The organism is Asticcacaulis endophyticus (genome assembly GCF_014652575.1).
GTDB classification, from domain to species: domain Bacteria; phylum Pseudomonadota; class Alphaproteobacteria; order Caulobacterales; family Caulobacteraceae; genus Asticcacaulis; species Asticcacaulis endophyticus.
The window spans coordinates 106,380-121,404 of the sequence record NZ_BMZB01000001.1 but is presented as its reverse complement, the minus strand read 5'-3'; the positions used below and the strand labels follow the sequence as shown (position 1 = coordinate 121,404).

At 57.6% G+C, this 15,025-nt stretch carries 11 protein-coding genes; 7 read left to right on the top strand and 4 right to left on the bottom strand.

Annotated features, from left to right (window positions below):
* Positions 1-79: 79 nt before the first annotated feature.
* Positions 80-1,966, top strand: a complete 1,887-nt coding sequence (locus tag IE102_RS00560; RefSeq protein WP_229807501.1) for a sensor histidine kinase — start codon at positions 80-82, stop codon at positions 1,964-1,966.
* A gap of 145 nt (positions 1,967-2,111) precedes the next feature.
* Here IE102_RS00560 and IE102_RS00555 read toward each other — a convergent pair whose 3' ends face one another.
* The 3 genes from IE102_RS00555 to IE102_RS00545 form a co-directional block, all read right to left on the bottom strand.
* Positions 2,112-2,675 carry an OmpA family protein gene (locus IE102_RS00555; RefSeq protein WP_189484438.1) on the bottom strand — a complete coding sequence of 188 codons (564 nt, stop codon included), beginning with the start codon at positions 2,673-2,675 and terminating at the stop codon, positions 2,112-2,114.
* Positions 2,676-2,839: 164 nt separating this feature from the next.
* Positions 2,840-4,006 (bottom strand): acyltransferase family protein, encoded by a 1,167-nt coding sequence (locus IE102_RS00550; protein WP_189484437.1) that lies wholly within the window; start codon positions 4,004-4,006, stop codon positions 2,840-2,842.
* 86 nt (positions 4,007-4,092) lie between these two features.
* Positions 4,093-4,980, bottom strand: coding sequence for a DMT family transporter (locus IE102_RS00545; RefSeq protein ID WP_189484436.1), 888 nt, complete (start codon positions 4,978-4,980; stop codon positions 4,093-4,095).
* Positions 4,981-5,085: 105 nt separating this feature from the next.
* Here IE102_RS00545 and IE102_RS00540 point away from each other — a divergent pair, with 105 nt between their 5' ends.
* Both IE102_RS00540 and IE102_RS00535 read left to right on the top strand, forming a co-directional pair.
* The gene (locus IE102_RS00540) at positions 5,086-6,465 is read left to right on the top strand and encodes an aminotransferase-like domain-containing protein (RefSeq protein WP_195826288.1); all 1,380 of its coding nucleotides are present in this window, start codon (positions 5,086-5,088) and stop codon (positions 6,463-6,465) included.
* Positions 6,466-6,569: 104 nt separating this feature from the next.
* Positions 6,570-7,304 (top strand): DUF1428 domain-containing protein, encoded by a 735-nt coding sequence (locus IE102_RS00535; RefSeq protein ID WP_189484435.1) that lies wholly within the window; start codon positions 6,570-6,572, stop codon positions 7,302-7,304.
* Positions 7,305-7,358: 54 nt separating this feature from the next.
* Here the strand turns inward: IE102_RS00535 and IE102_RS00530 are convergent, their stop codons facing one another.
* A complete protein-coding gene (locus IE102_RS00530; protein ID WP_189484434.1) occupies positions 7,359-8,303 on the bottom strand; it encodes a hypothetical protein in 945 nt (314 codons plus the stop codon).
* Positions 8,304-8,403: 100 nt separating this feature from the next.
* On the opposite strand from IE102_RS00530, the gene IE102_RS00525 reads away from it, so the two are divergent.
* The 4 genes from IE102_RS00525 (at position 8,404) to rlmN (ending at position 15,002) form a co-directional block, all read left to right on the top strand.
* Positions 8,404-8,733, top strand: coding sequence for a DUF1491 family protein (locus IE102_RS00525; RefSeq protein WP_189484433.1), 330 nt, complete (start codon positions 8,404-8,406; stop codon positions 8,731-8,733).
* A 70-nt stretch (positions 8,734-8,803) separates the two neighbouring features.
* Positions 8,804-9,193 (top strand): hypothetical protein, encoded by a 390-nt coding sequence (locus IE102_RS00520; protein ID WP_373295575.1) that lies wholly within the window; start codon positions 8,804-8,806, stop codon positions 9,191-9,193.
* A gap of 305 nt (positions 9,194-9,498) precedes the next feature.
* The gene (locus IE102_RS00515; RefSeq protein ID WP_189484431.1) at positions 9,499-13,572 is read left to right on the top strand and encodes a hypothetical protein; all 4,074 of its coding nucleotides are present in this window, start codon (positions 9,499-9,501) and stop codon (positions 13,570-13,572) included.
* 218 nt (positions 13,573-13,790) lie between these two features.
* Positions 13,791-15,002 carry a dual-specificity RNA methyltransferase RlmN gene (gene rlmN, locus IE102_RS00510; protein ID WP_189484430.1) on the top strand — a complete coding sequence of 404 codons (1,212 nt, stop codon included), beginning with the start codon at positions 13,791-13,793 and terminating at the stop codon, positions 15,000-15,002.
* Positions 15,003-15,025 lie beyond the last annotated feature (23 nt).

Sequence of the window (15,025 nt, the reverse complement as noted above, 5' to 3'; positions counted from 1 at the left end):
AATGTCACATCTGTTAAAAATAAGATATTGCGCCTCTGTTAAGCTTAACCGGCGGTGGCCTTATCACAGATTCTGTGGTGTGCTTAAGTTTATGATTGATGCGCCGAAACCCTCATCGACGTCGCCTTTGACTGGCCTGACTGTGGCCCGCAACCCGCTGCGGGTCAGTGTCGTTCTGTGGCATCTGGGCTGGTCGACCCTGGCCCTGATGGGGCTGGCGGGGATGTTGTTTCTCACCACGACCTCATTTGTGGTAGGCGCCATGGTGGCGGGCGCCATTCCCGGCCTGTGCGGTATATTCCTGCTGTCGAACGATAGCTTGCGCCGGCGTCAGATTCTGTTGTGGATCTGGAGCCTGTGCAGCCTGATCGCGGTCGGCTTAACCGGCGGCGTGGCCGGGCCGTTAGCGGTGTGGATAGCCGCACCCCTGGCGGCGGCTGTGGCGTTCAATCAGCGGGTGCTGATCTCGCTGGGGGCCAGCCTGTCGTTCATGTGCTTGCTGATTGCGACGTTTTTGAGCGTTTCCCAAAATATCCGCATCCCCGATGATCAGGAAGGCTTCTGGCTGTCGTTCCTGTCGCTGTTGAGTGTAATGGTCGGGCTGTCGCTGGCCCTGATGCCCGCCCTGCGCGCACGGGTGGAGCGGGCGCGCGATGCCGAAGACGCCCATGAACGGTTGCTGACCCAGTTGACCGAGCAGCCGTGCCTGATCCTGACCTTTGATGAGGGCGGACAGGTGTTGTCGGCCTATGGCGAGGCGCCGGCGGGGCTTGATATCCGTCTGATGATGGAGCATGGCCTGACCGCCTGCGCCCATGTGCCGGACCGGGTGGCGGTGGCCCTGTCGGTCGAGCAGGCCACCAGCCTTGGCCGGTCGGAGGTCGGCTTTACGCCCCATGCAGCGCTGGACCATTATCTGCATCTTAGTTTGCGGCGCGGGCCTGACGGGCGGCTTTACGGGGTGATGAGCGATGCTTCGCTCACCCATGGCCGTGAGGTGGCGCTTGAGCAAGCCAAGGTCGAGGCCGAGGGCCTTAATCAGTCTAAGTCCGAGTTTCTGGCCAGTATGAGCCACGAATTGCGCACGCCGCTCAATGCCGTCATCGGTTTTTCTGACATCATGCGCCAAAAGATGTTCGGGCCTCTGTCGGCGAAATATGCTGAATATTCTCAACTTATCTTCGAGTCGGGCCAGCATGTGCTTGATCTGATCAATGATGTGCTCGATGTCTCAAAGATCGAGGCCCAGAAATATACGCTGTCGATTGAGGCGTTCGACGCCCGTGAACCGGTGTCCGCAGCCCTGCGTATCGTGCGAGCGCAAGCCCAAAACATGATTCAGAACATGGCTGAGCCGGGAGCAACTGAGGGCACCGGCGGGGTGCGCATCAAGTCGGTTCTGCCCCACAGTCCGATTGCGGTTAAGGCCGATAAACGCGCCCTGAAACAGATCTGCCTGAACCTGCTGACCAATGCCGTGCGTTTTACCCCGGCGGGTGGGCAGGTGACCCTGATGCTCAATGTGGTAGGCGCCGACAGGCTAGAGATCAATATCACCGACACCGGCACCGGTATTTCCCCCGCTGACCTGACCCGCCTGGGCCAGCCCTATGAGCAGGGCGGATCTAACGCGCAAAAAGCCGGCGGCACCGGCCTTGGGCTATCGCTGGTCAAATCGCTGGCCCATCTGCATGGCGGGTCGATGACGATCGAGAGCACGCTCGGCGTCGGCACCAGTGTCAGCGTGATCCTGCCCATCATATCCGAAGAAGCGGGGCCGGTTGAGATTAATGCGGTGTCCACTGCCTCACAGGCCGGGGATGACGCCATCACCGCCTTTGATGCGCGCCATGTCCGCACCCGGATACTGGATCACGTCAGCACATCCACCGCCTCCGCTGAGGGGGGAGCTCAGTCCGACCCGGGCGGCTTTTCCGACTTTATCATCCGCCCCCCACGGTCGTAGCGACCGGGTGTTGCCTTAACCCCCTCTTGAAATGAAACAGGGTTTCATTTCAAGCTCCCCTGCCTCAGGGGGAGTTCTTAAACATAACAAAGCCCGCGCCTGTGGTTAAGAAGACGCGGGCTTTATATATATTGGCGTTAAATCCTTACGACAGAACCACAATCACCACGCGGCGGTTAGCGGAGCGGCCCGCAGACGTATCGTTGCCGGCCACAGGCTGTTCCGAGCCATAGGAGATCGACGACATCCGGTTCAGCGCCAAACCCTGCGTGTTCAGGAAGCGGCGCACGCTGTCGGCGCGTTCAGCCCCCAGCTTGTAGTTGAGGTCGTCCGTGCCGGTGGAATCGGTATAGCCCTGAACTTCAAGATAGACGTTCTTGTTGTCGGTCTTGAGCCGTTCGGCCAGTTGCGCCAGCGTCGCCCTAGCTTCATCAGACAGGACGGCTTTGCCGGTATCGAACTTGACGGAATCGTCGGTCAGTACCACCGAATAGACAAACTTACCCTCCGCCAGCTTACCGGCGGCGGTGGCGCGGTTAAGCGCATCCTGAGTGGTTGCATCAAGTTGGGTAAGACGGGAGTCCTGCTGATCCATGCGGCTATTGGCGGCACCGATCTTTTCGTCGACATACTTATGACTGGCGCAGGCCGTGAGGCTGAGCATCAACGGGAGCGCAATAAGGGCGGCGACAGGCTTAAAATGTTTCATCTAATATTCTCTCTGGTCGTGGTTTCTCCCCAAACCCAGTCTTGCCTTAACCATAAATCTTAGAATAAAGACCGAAAAAAGGCGAGTCTTTGTGTGCCAAGCCCTTATGCCGCAACCCGGTACCGCGCCGAAAGGCGGTCAGGAACCCGGTCTGAAGGGGGGGGCTATTTGGACAGCAGGGCTTGTATCGGCTTTGGGGATTTACTGATCACCAGATGGGTGATCTTGTCTGCCCAGTTTGAGCATATATGCAGCAAATTATTGATCGGCTTGGACATAATGGGATAGAGCGCCACCTGGGCGGCGACCAACGCCAAGGATAATATCCAGGTATCCGGAAGGGTTGGTATGATGTCGGCCAGCAGCGATGGCGACAGGGCCACAAACACGCCATTAATCATTAGCAACACCAGCGTATTCTTGCCTATGCGGGCGATGTTCGGCGCGTATTTCGTGTGGCTCAGGCACATAGACAAGGTCATCAGGCCTATGATGCCGATTACGGCGCAAAGCAGAAAATAGGGCATGAAGCCAAACTGGCCATAGACGACATCAATATAAAAGCGGGGATAGCCGCTTGGGATATCACAGACCTCAGTCGGGCTGAACGCACAGCCCTTATTCAGGTCGTAGAACAGGGTGAGGACAAAAAGGCTTATGACCGATACGGCCAGCGCATAGAGCGGGGGCAGGTTTATCACCGGTCTTTTGGCATATGCGCGCCCGGCCAGAAAGAACAGCAAGCCAATCGCCCAGGTATGCATCATGAACCAGGTTTTTCCGGTCAGAGTGGTCATCAGGTATGCGGCAATGACAATAGCGACCACGCCCAGCTTGATCCACAGGCTTTGGCGCAGATATAGCCACGCCAGGACCTGCACGCCGGCCAGAGAGACAAAAAACCACGTCACCACCAATATGAAATCTTTTCCGGTCAGTAAGGGGCGGATGATCTTAACGCTCAGGGTCAGCCAGTCCATGCCGGGATTGGCAATGAGCAGCAAAGGCGCCGCCAGTAGCTGGGTCACAAAGGCCAGCAGGATAAAGCGCAGGGCTGATGTCGTGATCTTACGCATAGACCGTGACGCCAACCCAAGGGCTGACAGTCCCGAAATGAAGTAAAAGGCAGGCATGATAAAGGTTGAAATGACGCGCGATGTTTCAAAGGCCGGAACATCCAGGGGGCGGCCACTACCCGGATAGGTGAAGATAACAAGGCAATGGACCAGCAGAACCAGCAAGATGCTGAGGCCGCGTGCGACATCGCCTATCGCGCCTTGCGTCACCGCTTTGGCTGGCTTTGTTGATGTCGATATGGCCGAGGTACTCATGTGCCGTCCCGTTTTGATGCTGCAAAGCGGGAAGACTGCAAATTGAATACCACTATTGCGCGAGGTTTGTGTCGCGCGTCAGGTTATCAACCTGAGAATTTGCGGGCCCCGAAGACGCAGGCAACAATGGCCAGCATGACCGCCAAGACCGACAGCCCGACCGGCTCTTTCAGCAGCAGCGCCGCCAGAATGAGCGCCAGAAACGGCTGGATCAACTGCAACTGACCGATCGCGGCAATACCCCCCAGCGACAGGCCGCGATACCAGAAGAAAAACCCGATCAGCATCGAAAAGATTGAAACATAACCAAGCCCAAGCCAGGCGGGCCATGAGATCGCGGCCATATCAGCAGGCAGGGTCAGCATCATTACCGGGCCCATGACGGGCAGGGCGATCAGCAGTGCCCAGCAGATGACCTGCCACCCGCCCAAGCGGCGGCCGAGCCGTCCGCCTTCGGCATAGCCGAGCCCGCACACGATGATCGCCGCCAGCATCAGAAGATCGCCCATGGGCGATACGGCAAAGCCCTGAACGGCCGCAAAGGCCAGTATGCAAGCGGCCCCAAGGCCTGAGAACAGCCAGAACATCTTCGTCGGACGCTTTTCACCCAGGAGGGTCGCAAACAGGGCGGTCGATAGCGGCAGCAATCCGGTAAAGACGATCGAATGAACTGAAGAGACCGTTTGCAACGCGATGGCCGTCAGGAGGGGAAAGCCGATCACGGTGCCGCCTGCGACGATCAGCAACGACCCGATCTCGCTCTTTTTTGGCCACGGAGCGCGAAAGGCCCACAGGCACAGAACCCCCAGAACGGCGGCAATCGTGGCGCGTGCCCCCGTCAGGAACCAGGGCGACATGTCGAGTACGGCGATGCGCGTGGCGGGCAGTGAGCCGCTGAAAGCCACAACGGCGAGGCCGCCGCTGATCCAGGCATCGTTGCGAACGCTCGTTTGGGTAAGGGTTGTGGTGGTCATAATAAGTGTCTCCGGCCCCGGTTATGGAGGGCGGGGGCTGGCGCGAACAGATACATTCGGCTAAAATTGCACTAAACTGTACCGATACAAATTGCAGGACACTTTATGGCGTTCGACCTTACCCTGACCCAGCAGGTCATGACTGTGATCCGTGACCAGATCGCCCGCCGCCAGCTATCGGCCGGGGCGCGTTTGCCGTCGATCCGGGCCTTTGCCGAGGCGCAAAATGTGTCGAAATCGACCGTGGTCGAAGCCTACGACCGGCTGCTGGCCGAAGGGGTGATCACCGCCCGGCGCGGTTCGGGCTATTATGTGGCGTCGGCATTTGCCCCTTTGTCGCTGGCGGAAATCGGCCCGCGCCTTGACCGGCAGGTCGATCCATTGTGGGTGTCGCGTCAGTCGCTGGAGACACGTGATTACCTCAAACCCGGTTGTGGCTGGCTGCCGGCGTCATGGATGCCGGAAGATGATATCCGTCGGGCGCTGCGGGCACTGGCCCGTAATCCGAAGGCCGATCTGCTCGATTATTCGACGCCTGCGGGACACGCAGGTTTGCGCCAGATTCTGACGCGGCGGCTGGCGGAAAAGGATATCGACGTATCCCCCGGTCAGATCATCCTGATGGATTCGGCCACTCAGGCCATAGAACTGTTGTGCCGGTTTTTGCTTAAGCCCGGCGATACAGTTCTGCTGGATGATCCGTGTTATTTTAATTTTCTGGCCAAGTTACGCGCCCATAAGGTCAATGTCGTAGGCGTGCCATATACGCCGAACGGGCCGGATATGGCGGCGCTGACGGCCGCGCTTGAAACCCACCGGCCGCGCCTGTACCTGACCAATACGTCGATGCACAATCCGACCGGCGCCAGCCTGTCGCCGATCAATGCCCATCGCCTTTTGAAGCTGGCCGAAGCCTATGACCTGACTATCATCGAGGACGATATCTACAGCGACTTTGAGCTGGAGCCCGGCCCGCGCCTGTCGGCCTTCGACGGGTTTGAGCGGGTGGTCTATGTCGGGGGTTTCTCAAAGGCGCTGTCGGCATCGATCCGGCTGGGCTACATCGCCGCCCGACCGGACTGGATCGAAGCTCTGACGGATCTTAAAATCGCCACCCTGTTTTCCAGCCAGACCTTTGCCGCCGAACTGGTTTGTCAGGTGTTGAGCGACGGTCATTACCGTAAGCACCTCGATACCCTGCGCCAGAAACTGGCGGCCGTGCGGGGCCCTACGGCGGAGCGGCTGGAAAAGCTGGGGCTGAAACCGTGGCTGCGGCCGCAGGCCGGTATGTTTTTGTGGTGCGAATTGCCGGAAGGCTATGATGCCTCCGATCTGGCGCGGCAGGCCCTGAATGAGCGCATCGTGCTGGCGCCCGGTAATGCGTTCAGCGTCAATCAAACCGCGACCCGTTTCATGCGCTTCAACATCGCCCAGTCACAGGATGAACGCCTGTTTGCGTTTTTAAAGAGCCATCTGCGGACTTAAGATGAGATTCGGCTATATTCAGATTTGATATAACGTGACTATGCGGTCGTGATCTGAGTGGTAAAAAGGGGCAACCGATAACCACCTGAACACGGAGACACGACATGGCCTATGTAGAAGGTTTCGTTACCGCAGTGCCCGCTGACAACCGGGATATCTACATTCACCACGCTGAAAAAGCGGGAGAAATGATCCGGGAACTGGGGGCGTCACGGATGTTTGAAGGCTGGGGAGATCAGGTGCCGGACGGCAAGCTCACTGACTTTAAGCGCACGGTCAAGGCAAAGCCCGATGAGGTGGTATTGTTCTCATGGTTTGAATATCCCGACCGTGCTGCCCGTGATGCCACCAATGAAAAGATGATGGACGATCCGCGCATGGAAGCGATGATGCAGGATATGCCGTTTGATGCGTCGCGCATGATCTATGCCGGTTTCGAGGTGATCATCGACGAAGGGGCTGGCGTGACAAAGGGCGGCAAACCGGCCTATGTCGATGGCTCATTGCTGCCCGTGCCGGAGGCCGGGAAAGACGCGTACCGTGCTCAGTCGGTGGCGCAGGCGCAGGCCTTTATCGAGCAGGGCGCCCTGCGGGTGGTCGGGGCCTGGGGCGATGATGTGCCTGATGGTAAAGTGACGGACTATAAGGGGGCGGTGTTGCTCAACCCCGGTGAAGTGGTGACCTATAACTGGATCGAATGGCCGTCCAGAGCGGTGCGCGACGCGGCCTGGGGCAATCTGATGAGCGATGCGCGCTTTGAAGACGATGCCTCAGCCTTGCCGACCGATGGCCAGATGCGGCGTGTTTACGGTGGGTTTGAGGCGATAGTCGACGTTTAAAGCGCATCCCCAAAAGTGTGCAGCGGTTTTGGGACAAGATGCGCGTCTTAAAGCTTACTGCCCGTAGGGCGATGGCAGGGCGATAAACCCCGCGCCTGTGATGAAATCGCCGATTTCAAAGCGGGCATAGCGGGGGCCGTCCTGAAAATCGAAGGCGATAATCACGTCTTCACGTGGGTCGAGACCGGCCATGGCGGTCATGATCTCACGCGGAAAATCAAAGCGCACGGTGGGCTTGGGTTCGATCGTGCCGACGCGCTTTCCGGACGGATCAAAGCCCGCAAAATTGACCCGGCGATCCGCCCCCAGAGCGATCTGGAGGTCGTTGCGACCGGAGGCCATAAAACTGCGGCTGTAGGTTTCGCTGAATCCCTTGGGCAGGTCGCGGCTTAAGGTATAGCCGCCGCGCGTAATCACGCCGGTCGGGTTTAGCCGTGGATCGCGGAGCAGCAGGCGCGCACCATAAGGCGTTTCCTCAGCAGTGAACTGCGCCATTACGGTCAGGTTGAAGCCTGTCAGTGTGCCGTAAAGCCCGAACGCCAGGCGGGCGTCGCGGCTGTCCTGATGCTGCACCAGCCGCCACATGCGATCTGAGGCATGGCTGCGGGTGGCCTGCCAGTGGGTGCGGTCGGACGGCAGTTCAAGGCGCGGCTGAGCCACAAAAGCGCGGTAGGCGCCGCGTACGGTCTCGGCTTCGGATTGCAGGGCAGACGAGGCGCAGTCGACGCGTTCGCCGGCGTCACGGGCGCGGTTTAAAACCGCACGCATGTTGGTGGCCGAGATGCCAGCGCGCACAAGCTGATTGCGCGATTGCACCAGACCGGCATTCAGTGCGGTCACTGCGGGGGCATCCAGCAGATGGCAGCGTTTATCCGCCGTCAGCATAAACTGGCGCCGGGTCAGGATTTCGACCATGTCGCTGGGTGCCGCCGCGTGGGCCGCACCCGACATCAGGCCTGACGCTATGATCAGAGCCGATAATACTTTATAGACGGACACGAAAATTACACCTGACCCGAAAGCTTATGCCAAAACCCATTTGTAAGGGCAGCATAAACCGATCAGGCTTTAGGCTCCGTTTCCAAAGAAGGTAAACAGCGTGTTATTATCGACGGATTTTTGGGTCGGAGCCCTGTTGCGGCGCATCGAACAGGGCGGCGGCTTTGGCTATATTGCGCGCAAAGGCGATGCGAAAGCTGGTGGGGTAATCCTGAAAGTCGTTAATCTGTTGACCCGTCAGGCCTATGTGCTGCGTGAGGTGCAAGGCCATGACGGCGCGCTGTGGATGCGTCCGATCAAGACCGATGACGAGGCGGAGATCGATATCTATCTGCAAAAGCAGATAAAATTTGATGCCGATCTGTGGGTGGTCGAGATCGAGGACCGCGAAGGTCGTCACTTCTTAACCGAGAAAGTTGAGGATTTGTAAACCTTCTTCTTCAACGGGATATCAAACCCTTGGGTGTAGGGTGGGGCTCAGTATTACTGGCTTTAGGAAGGTGTCGCTGTTGTTTTTTCTACTGAACGATCTGGTCCTTGAGCTTGACCCCTCGCGCATGATGCACCCGCTGGAGGCTGAGCGTTTCGAGGCCCTGAGCCTTGATTACATCGCCCAACTGGGTAAGGAAATGTTTGCGCAAGACCCGCAGGCCCACCGCCAGAACCCTGAGCGCGCCCGCCGTCTGGCCTATCTTATTCAGCTTAAAATGCCGCGCGTGAATGCCGTGCAGTTTTTTGCCATGTCAAATCAGGGACGGGTCGAAGACATCGACGCCAGCTTCAAGTCGCTCAATGAAATGGTGGTGGGCATGATGTATCAGGAACAGATGGCGGGTGCGCTTAATGCCTCTAAGGTCGATCAGGCCGTCTGGCATCGTCAGGCCGCGTAAGGCTTCCCAAAGGCTTTGTAAGTATTTACGAATCCAAGATTATAATCTGCTGTTGAAGTCGGTAAAATAAGAATTGTTATCGGGAAAATTCTTCAATCTTTTCAAATTAGTGTTTTATAAAGATTTCATAAACCGTGTTTTAAGACCTGTGCCTTATTGGTACATCACAACAGTATGCAGTAAGCATCGTGTGGGCGTAAAATACGTTATACTCGTTTAGAGCGTCACTCGATGATCAGTGCGATAGCATTGGTTTTAACTTTTTCTGCTGACCTGCCGTGTTCAGTTTAGAAAAGGTGAGTTAAGTGGTGTCTTTATCTCGTATGGGTAAGCGTTTTCTGTGTGGAGCGTCTGTTCGGGCGCTGGTCTTGGGCATGGCGCCTAAAGCCATCATGACGGCGCTGAGTGTGCCCCTGGCTGTGGTGGCGATAATGCCCGCAGCGGCTTTCGCGGATACGTTCCTTGATGTTAATGCCGGTCTGACGGGCTGGACGACCCAAGGCGCCACGTCGGTCATGACGACGACCGAAACCTCTAATCACGGCGGCAGTCCCTTCACCTTGACCCCGGCAACGGGTGAGGCAATGGTCAAGATCGAGGCCGACGGCTCAATCATAGACGTCAGCACTGTCGATTCCATTCTGGGTCTGACAAACGGCACAGCCGCTGCGGCCATCGCCGGCAATTCAACCAATTTTGGTCTGATCACCAAATCGTTCAGCCTGCAAACCGGTACCTATACCTTCGGTTGGGCCTATTCGGCCGGTGATTACCTGCCCTATTCTGATGGTGTGTTCTTCTCACTGGGCGGTCAGGGCGTATCGCAATTCAACATCCTGGCTCGCAACGGCGAAACCTCGATCGTGCCGGGCAGCGCGGGTTACCCGACCGGCGCGCTTATTTTGCAAAGCTATGGCAACACCCCTTGGATCACGGCGTCCTTTAGCGTGTCTACAGCGGGGAGTTACCAGTTGGGCTTTGGGGGCTTTAACGCACTCGATGACGGTCTGAGCCCTATCCTTTATGTCTCTTCTGTCATCGGCACCTATACTGGCACACCGGTGGGTACATCGGGCGGCACGCCAACGCCAACCTCAACCGATATCGACACCGCTGCCGCTGGCGGTTATGATGCCGCGCAACTGGGCACCAGCCTGAATGCGGTGTTTGCGGGTGGTACGCTATTTTTCACGACGCCTGGCGCTTTTGCTCAAAATTTTCAACTCGGTAATTCGGCGACCAATACGATCGACCTGCGGGACGTTTCGGTAAATCTGGACGGCGATCTGACCGATCAGACCACAGGCGGGTCGATCATTTTTGCCAATACCGGTAGCGTTCAGACCGCGGTTATGTTGAACGGCAACAGCACCTATACCGGTGCCACGACGATCGAAAATAACGTTCTCCTCAATTTGTATGGCTCGATTAACAACACCTCAAGCATACAGATTAAGAACGGCGCTCTCGTCATGGTGCGCAATGGCGCTTCAATTACTGCCGGTCACATTACCAATGAGTTGGGCGGGCAATTGCTCATCCAGCAGGGCGGCACGGTCACGGATGATCTGGACAACGCCGGTGATGTCGAAAACGCAGGCACCTATAACGCCATCGTCAACACCAATACCGGCACAATCCTGAACACCGCCACCGGCGAATGGAACGGTGAAGTGCGCAGCAATACCAACATGCTGACCAATGCCGGTATCTGGAATGGCGATGTCGCGTCCTCCGGCTATTTCGGCAATAACGGCACGCTCAATGGTGATCTGAGCGTGAGCGGCTGGGGCACTGCGGACAACAGCAATGTCATAAACGGTAACGTCACCTTGGTTGACGGCAATTTCAATAATACCGGCACAGTTGACGGCAACCTGAGCAATAACGCCTCTTTTGTGGGCATGAGCACGGTCACGGGCGGCGGCATTATCACGGGCAGCGTAACCAACTCCGGCACGATCGAAGTGACGGGAGATATGACAACCGGTGCGATCACCAATAGCGGCGATGTCACGGTCTTTGGCCCCATTAGCTTAACGGCTGCTGGCCTCACCAGCGATGCGAACGGCCGGGCGTGGGTGAATGCTAACGCAACCCTGAACAGTTCGGTCAATAATGCCGGTTATTTCCGCAACTCCGGCACCGTCAACGGCGCGCTTAATGCCAATAGCGGCGACATTGGCAACGCGGGCGTCTGGAATGGTGATGTCCTGAGCAATGCGGACTGGATCTACAGCACCGGAACCTGGAACGGCGCAGTGACGGCAAACTCCGGGACGGTTTTCAATGCCGGAACCTGGAACGGCGATGTCACGAACGCTGGCGAATTTGTCAGCACGGGAACATTTACCGGAACCCTAAATAGCAGCGGCGAAGCCTATCTTTATGGTGTGATCAATGGCGCGGTGACCAACACCGGCACCTTTACCCTTCAGGGCAATCTGACCGGCAATGGTTCGGCGTTCAATAATTCCGGCGCTCTGATTATTGATAACTATGTCTTTGATGGTTTTGGCGCGGTGACGAACGCGGCGAATGGGACCATCCTGATCAGAAACTTTGTGACTGCCGGTGCCTTGAATGCTACCAGCCTGAGTAATGCCGGTGAGGTTGATAACGCCGGGACATCCAACAGCATCGTCAACAGTAATAGCGGCACGATCACCAACTATGCTACCGGCGTCTGGAATGGTCAGGTTCTTAGCAACACCGGTACGCTTATAAATGCCGGTGTGTGGAATGGTGATATTGCCACGTCGGGGACGTTGTTCAGCCTTGGCACCATCAACGGCGACCTGACCAATACGGGCTCGGCTGAGGTTGGTGGTGTGGTCAACGGTACCATGACTAATGCTGGCGCCTTTATCCTCCAGGGTAATCTGACCGGCAATGGTTCGGCGTTTGACAACTCAGGCACGCTGAATATCGCTGATCACGGTTTCAACGGCTTTGGCGCGGTCTCCAACGCCGCCGCAGGTACGATTTCGGTCGGCACCACAGCCAATGCCGGTTTCCTGAATGCCGCCAGCCTGAGCAATGCGGGCGCGCTGCATATGGCCAATGGCCGTACCGGTGATATAGTCAATGTGACCGGTGCCTATACGGGCATCGCCGGATCGGTTCTGTCGTTCGATGTCGATATGCTGACCGGTCAGGCCGACCGCCTCAATGTCGGGACTTTGTCGGGCACATCGACGGTGCGCCTCAATAATTCAGCCGCAGGCCGGGCTTACCTGAGCGCACCTGTGGTGCTGGTCTCTTCAGGTGGTGGCGACGGGACTTTGACCGCAGATACCGATATCGGCACCAATGCCGTTTTGGGCAGTCAGAGCCTGATGAGCTACCGTCTGGCCAAAATCGCAGGCACTAGCGACTGGGGCATTGTCTCAAGCCTGAATACGCCGTCGCTGACCAGCCTGAGCGCCAGCCTGACGGCCTATGTCACGGCGCAGAACCTCAATCTGGCTGACCTGCCCGAAGAGGTGTTCGTCCGCGATGGTGCATACGGCGTCAACCAGTGGATGGCCAATAGCTGGGCGCGCGCCTATAGCGGCGATCTGTCACTAAAGGAAGCTTTCACGACTTCGGACGGCTATTCGTCGGGCACAACCACCAAGGCCAAGTCGTCTCAGGACGGCGTACAGTACGGCTTCGACGCGGGTGTCTATAACATCCATGGCACCGGCGTCTCATTGCGCGCGGGCTTCATGGGCGGTTCGACCGACGCCAAGGTGACGGATGAAACTCTGTCGGGTTCAAGCGTCAAAATCGACGCTCCGAACTATGGCTACTACGCCGCCCTGACGCACAAAGGCCTTCGCCTGTCGGTTCAGAACCGCCACGAAATCCTGAAAGCCGACGTCACCAATCCGGCGCTTGGCCTGTTGAACAGCCGCCTTAAGGCCCGCTCTGAGACGTTCTCGGTGGCCTTGTCCAATCGCTATGACCTCAACAGCCTGTTTGTTGAGCCGGTCATCGGCTACATGACGACCAAGGTCGATGCCGATACGCTGGACATTCCGGCGGATCAGGGCAGCGCGAAAATCGCTGAACTGAAAAGCAAGCTCATCAGAGCCGGTGTCCGTGTCGGTACGTCGCTGTCGACCGAGCGGGTGATCTGGACGCCTTACGGTGAACTGAACGCCTGGCAGGAAGATGCCGCTAAGACCCAGACCGCTTATGTGCCGGAAAGTGGCACCGGCGCGGTCTGGCTGGCCGGTCAGCGTACCGGGGCGTTCGGTCAGGCTCTGATGGGTGTTACGGCGCAGTCGCGATCGAATGAGAACCTGTCGGGCCACCTTACGGCCGATGCCCGCCTGGGCGATACGCTGAATGGCTGGACCGTGCGTGCGGGCGTGAAATATCGCCTGAAGTAATCGGCTGACCGTTGAAAACAAAAAGCGTTCCCATCATCTGGTGGGGGCGCTTTTTTGCGCGAACCTTAAATTTGCGCATGGGCCCGTTTTCAGTTATAAGTTCTAGGCGGCAGGACTAACGCGCATTCTGAAAAGTGTGAAGCGGTTTTCAGATACAAATGCGCGACTACAAGTCCCTGCCTTTTTTAGTTTCCCGACAGCCTTGAGAATCCCCACCCGTGGCCTATACGCTTGACCTGAGTTCCAAACCTGTTGCTGCACCTGCCCGCGTTAATATCACCGGCCTGACCCGTCAGGGGCTAATCGACGCTTTGGCCGAATCTGGTGTTGTGGAACCGCGCAAAGCCAAAATGCGCGCCACGCAGATCTGGCGCTGGGTCCATCATTTCGGCGTCACCAGCTTCGATCAGATGACCGATATCGCCAAAGATCAGCGCGGGCCTCTGGCGGAAAAATTCTCCCTCGACCGTCCAGAAATCATTGAACGCCAGATATCCAACGACGGCACGCGCAAATGGCTGATTCGCATGGCGCCCGGTATTGAGGTCGAAAGCGTCTTTATTCCGGGCGTTGGCCGTGCCGGGGCCTTATGTGTGTCGTCGCAGGTCGGCTGTACGCTCAATTGTTCGTTCTGCCATACCGGCACGCAAAAGCTGGTGCGTAACCTGACCGCCGCAGAGATCGTGGCGCAGGTGCAGATCGCGCGTGACGACCTTGAGGAATGGCCGTCGCCGCGTGAGGCGCGCAAACTATCCAACATCGTCTTTATGGGCATGGGTGAGCCGCTCTATAATCTCGACAGCGTGGCCGATGCCATCGACATTATCTCCGACAACGAAGGCATTGCCCTGTCGCGCCGCCGTATCACCGTGTCGACTTCCGGTGTTGTGCCTGAACTGACGGCTCTGGGTGAGCGCACGCAGGCCATGCTGGCGATTTCGCTGCATGCCACCAATGACGAACTGCGCGACATGCTGGTGCCGCTCAATAAAAAATATCCGCTCAAAGACCTGATCGCCGGTATCCGCACCTATCCGGGCATTTCTAATGCACGGCGCGTGACGTTTGAATATGTGATGCTGAAGGACGTGAACGACAGCGCCGCCGAAGCGCGCGCTCTGATCAATCTGCTGAAAGGTATACCGGCCAAGGTCAATCTGATCCCGTTCAATCCGTGGCCTGGCACCAATTATCAGTGCTCGGACTGGAAGACGATTGAGGCGTTCGCCGCCATTCTCAACCGCGCCGGTTATGCTTCCCCCATTCGCACCCCGCGCGGGCGCGATATTCTGGCGGCCTGCGGGCAGCTTAAGTCCGAGAGCGAGAAACAACGCGCCAGTGAAACGCGGCGGCAGAGTCGCGACGGCGTGGTTATGGTCGACCATATCGACGGTTTGCCGTTTGGGCACCTGGTCGAGGACGCTGATTAAACCCGTTTTGGGGGAAAACCGTC

What these genes read in the sequence shown, in the direction of transcription:
- IE102_RS00540 (WP_195826288.1), top strand. Translation starts at nt 5,086, where the DNA reads ATGGCGTTCGACCTTACCCTGACCCAGCAGGTCATGACTGTGATCCGT.
- IE102_RS00535 (WP_189484435.1), top strand. Translation starts at nt 6,570, where the DNA reads ATGGCCTATGTAGAAGGTTTCGTTACCGCAGTGCCCGCTGACAACCGG.
- IE102_RS00555 (WP_189484438.1), bottom strand. Translation starts at nt 2,675, where the DNA reads ATGAAACATTTTAAGCCTGTCGCCGCCCTTATTGCGCTCCCGTTGATG.
- IE102_RS00550 (WP_189484437.1), bottom strand. Translation starts at nt 4,006, where the DNA reads ATGAGTACCTCGGCCATATCGACATCAACAAAGCCAGCCAAAGCGGTG.
- IE102_RS00545 (WP_189484436.1), bottom strand. Translation starts at nt 4,980, where the DNA reads ATGACCACCACAACCCTTACCCAAACGAGCGTTCGCAACGATGCCTGG.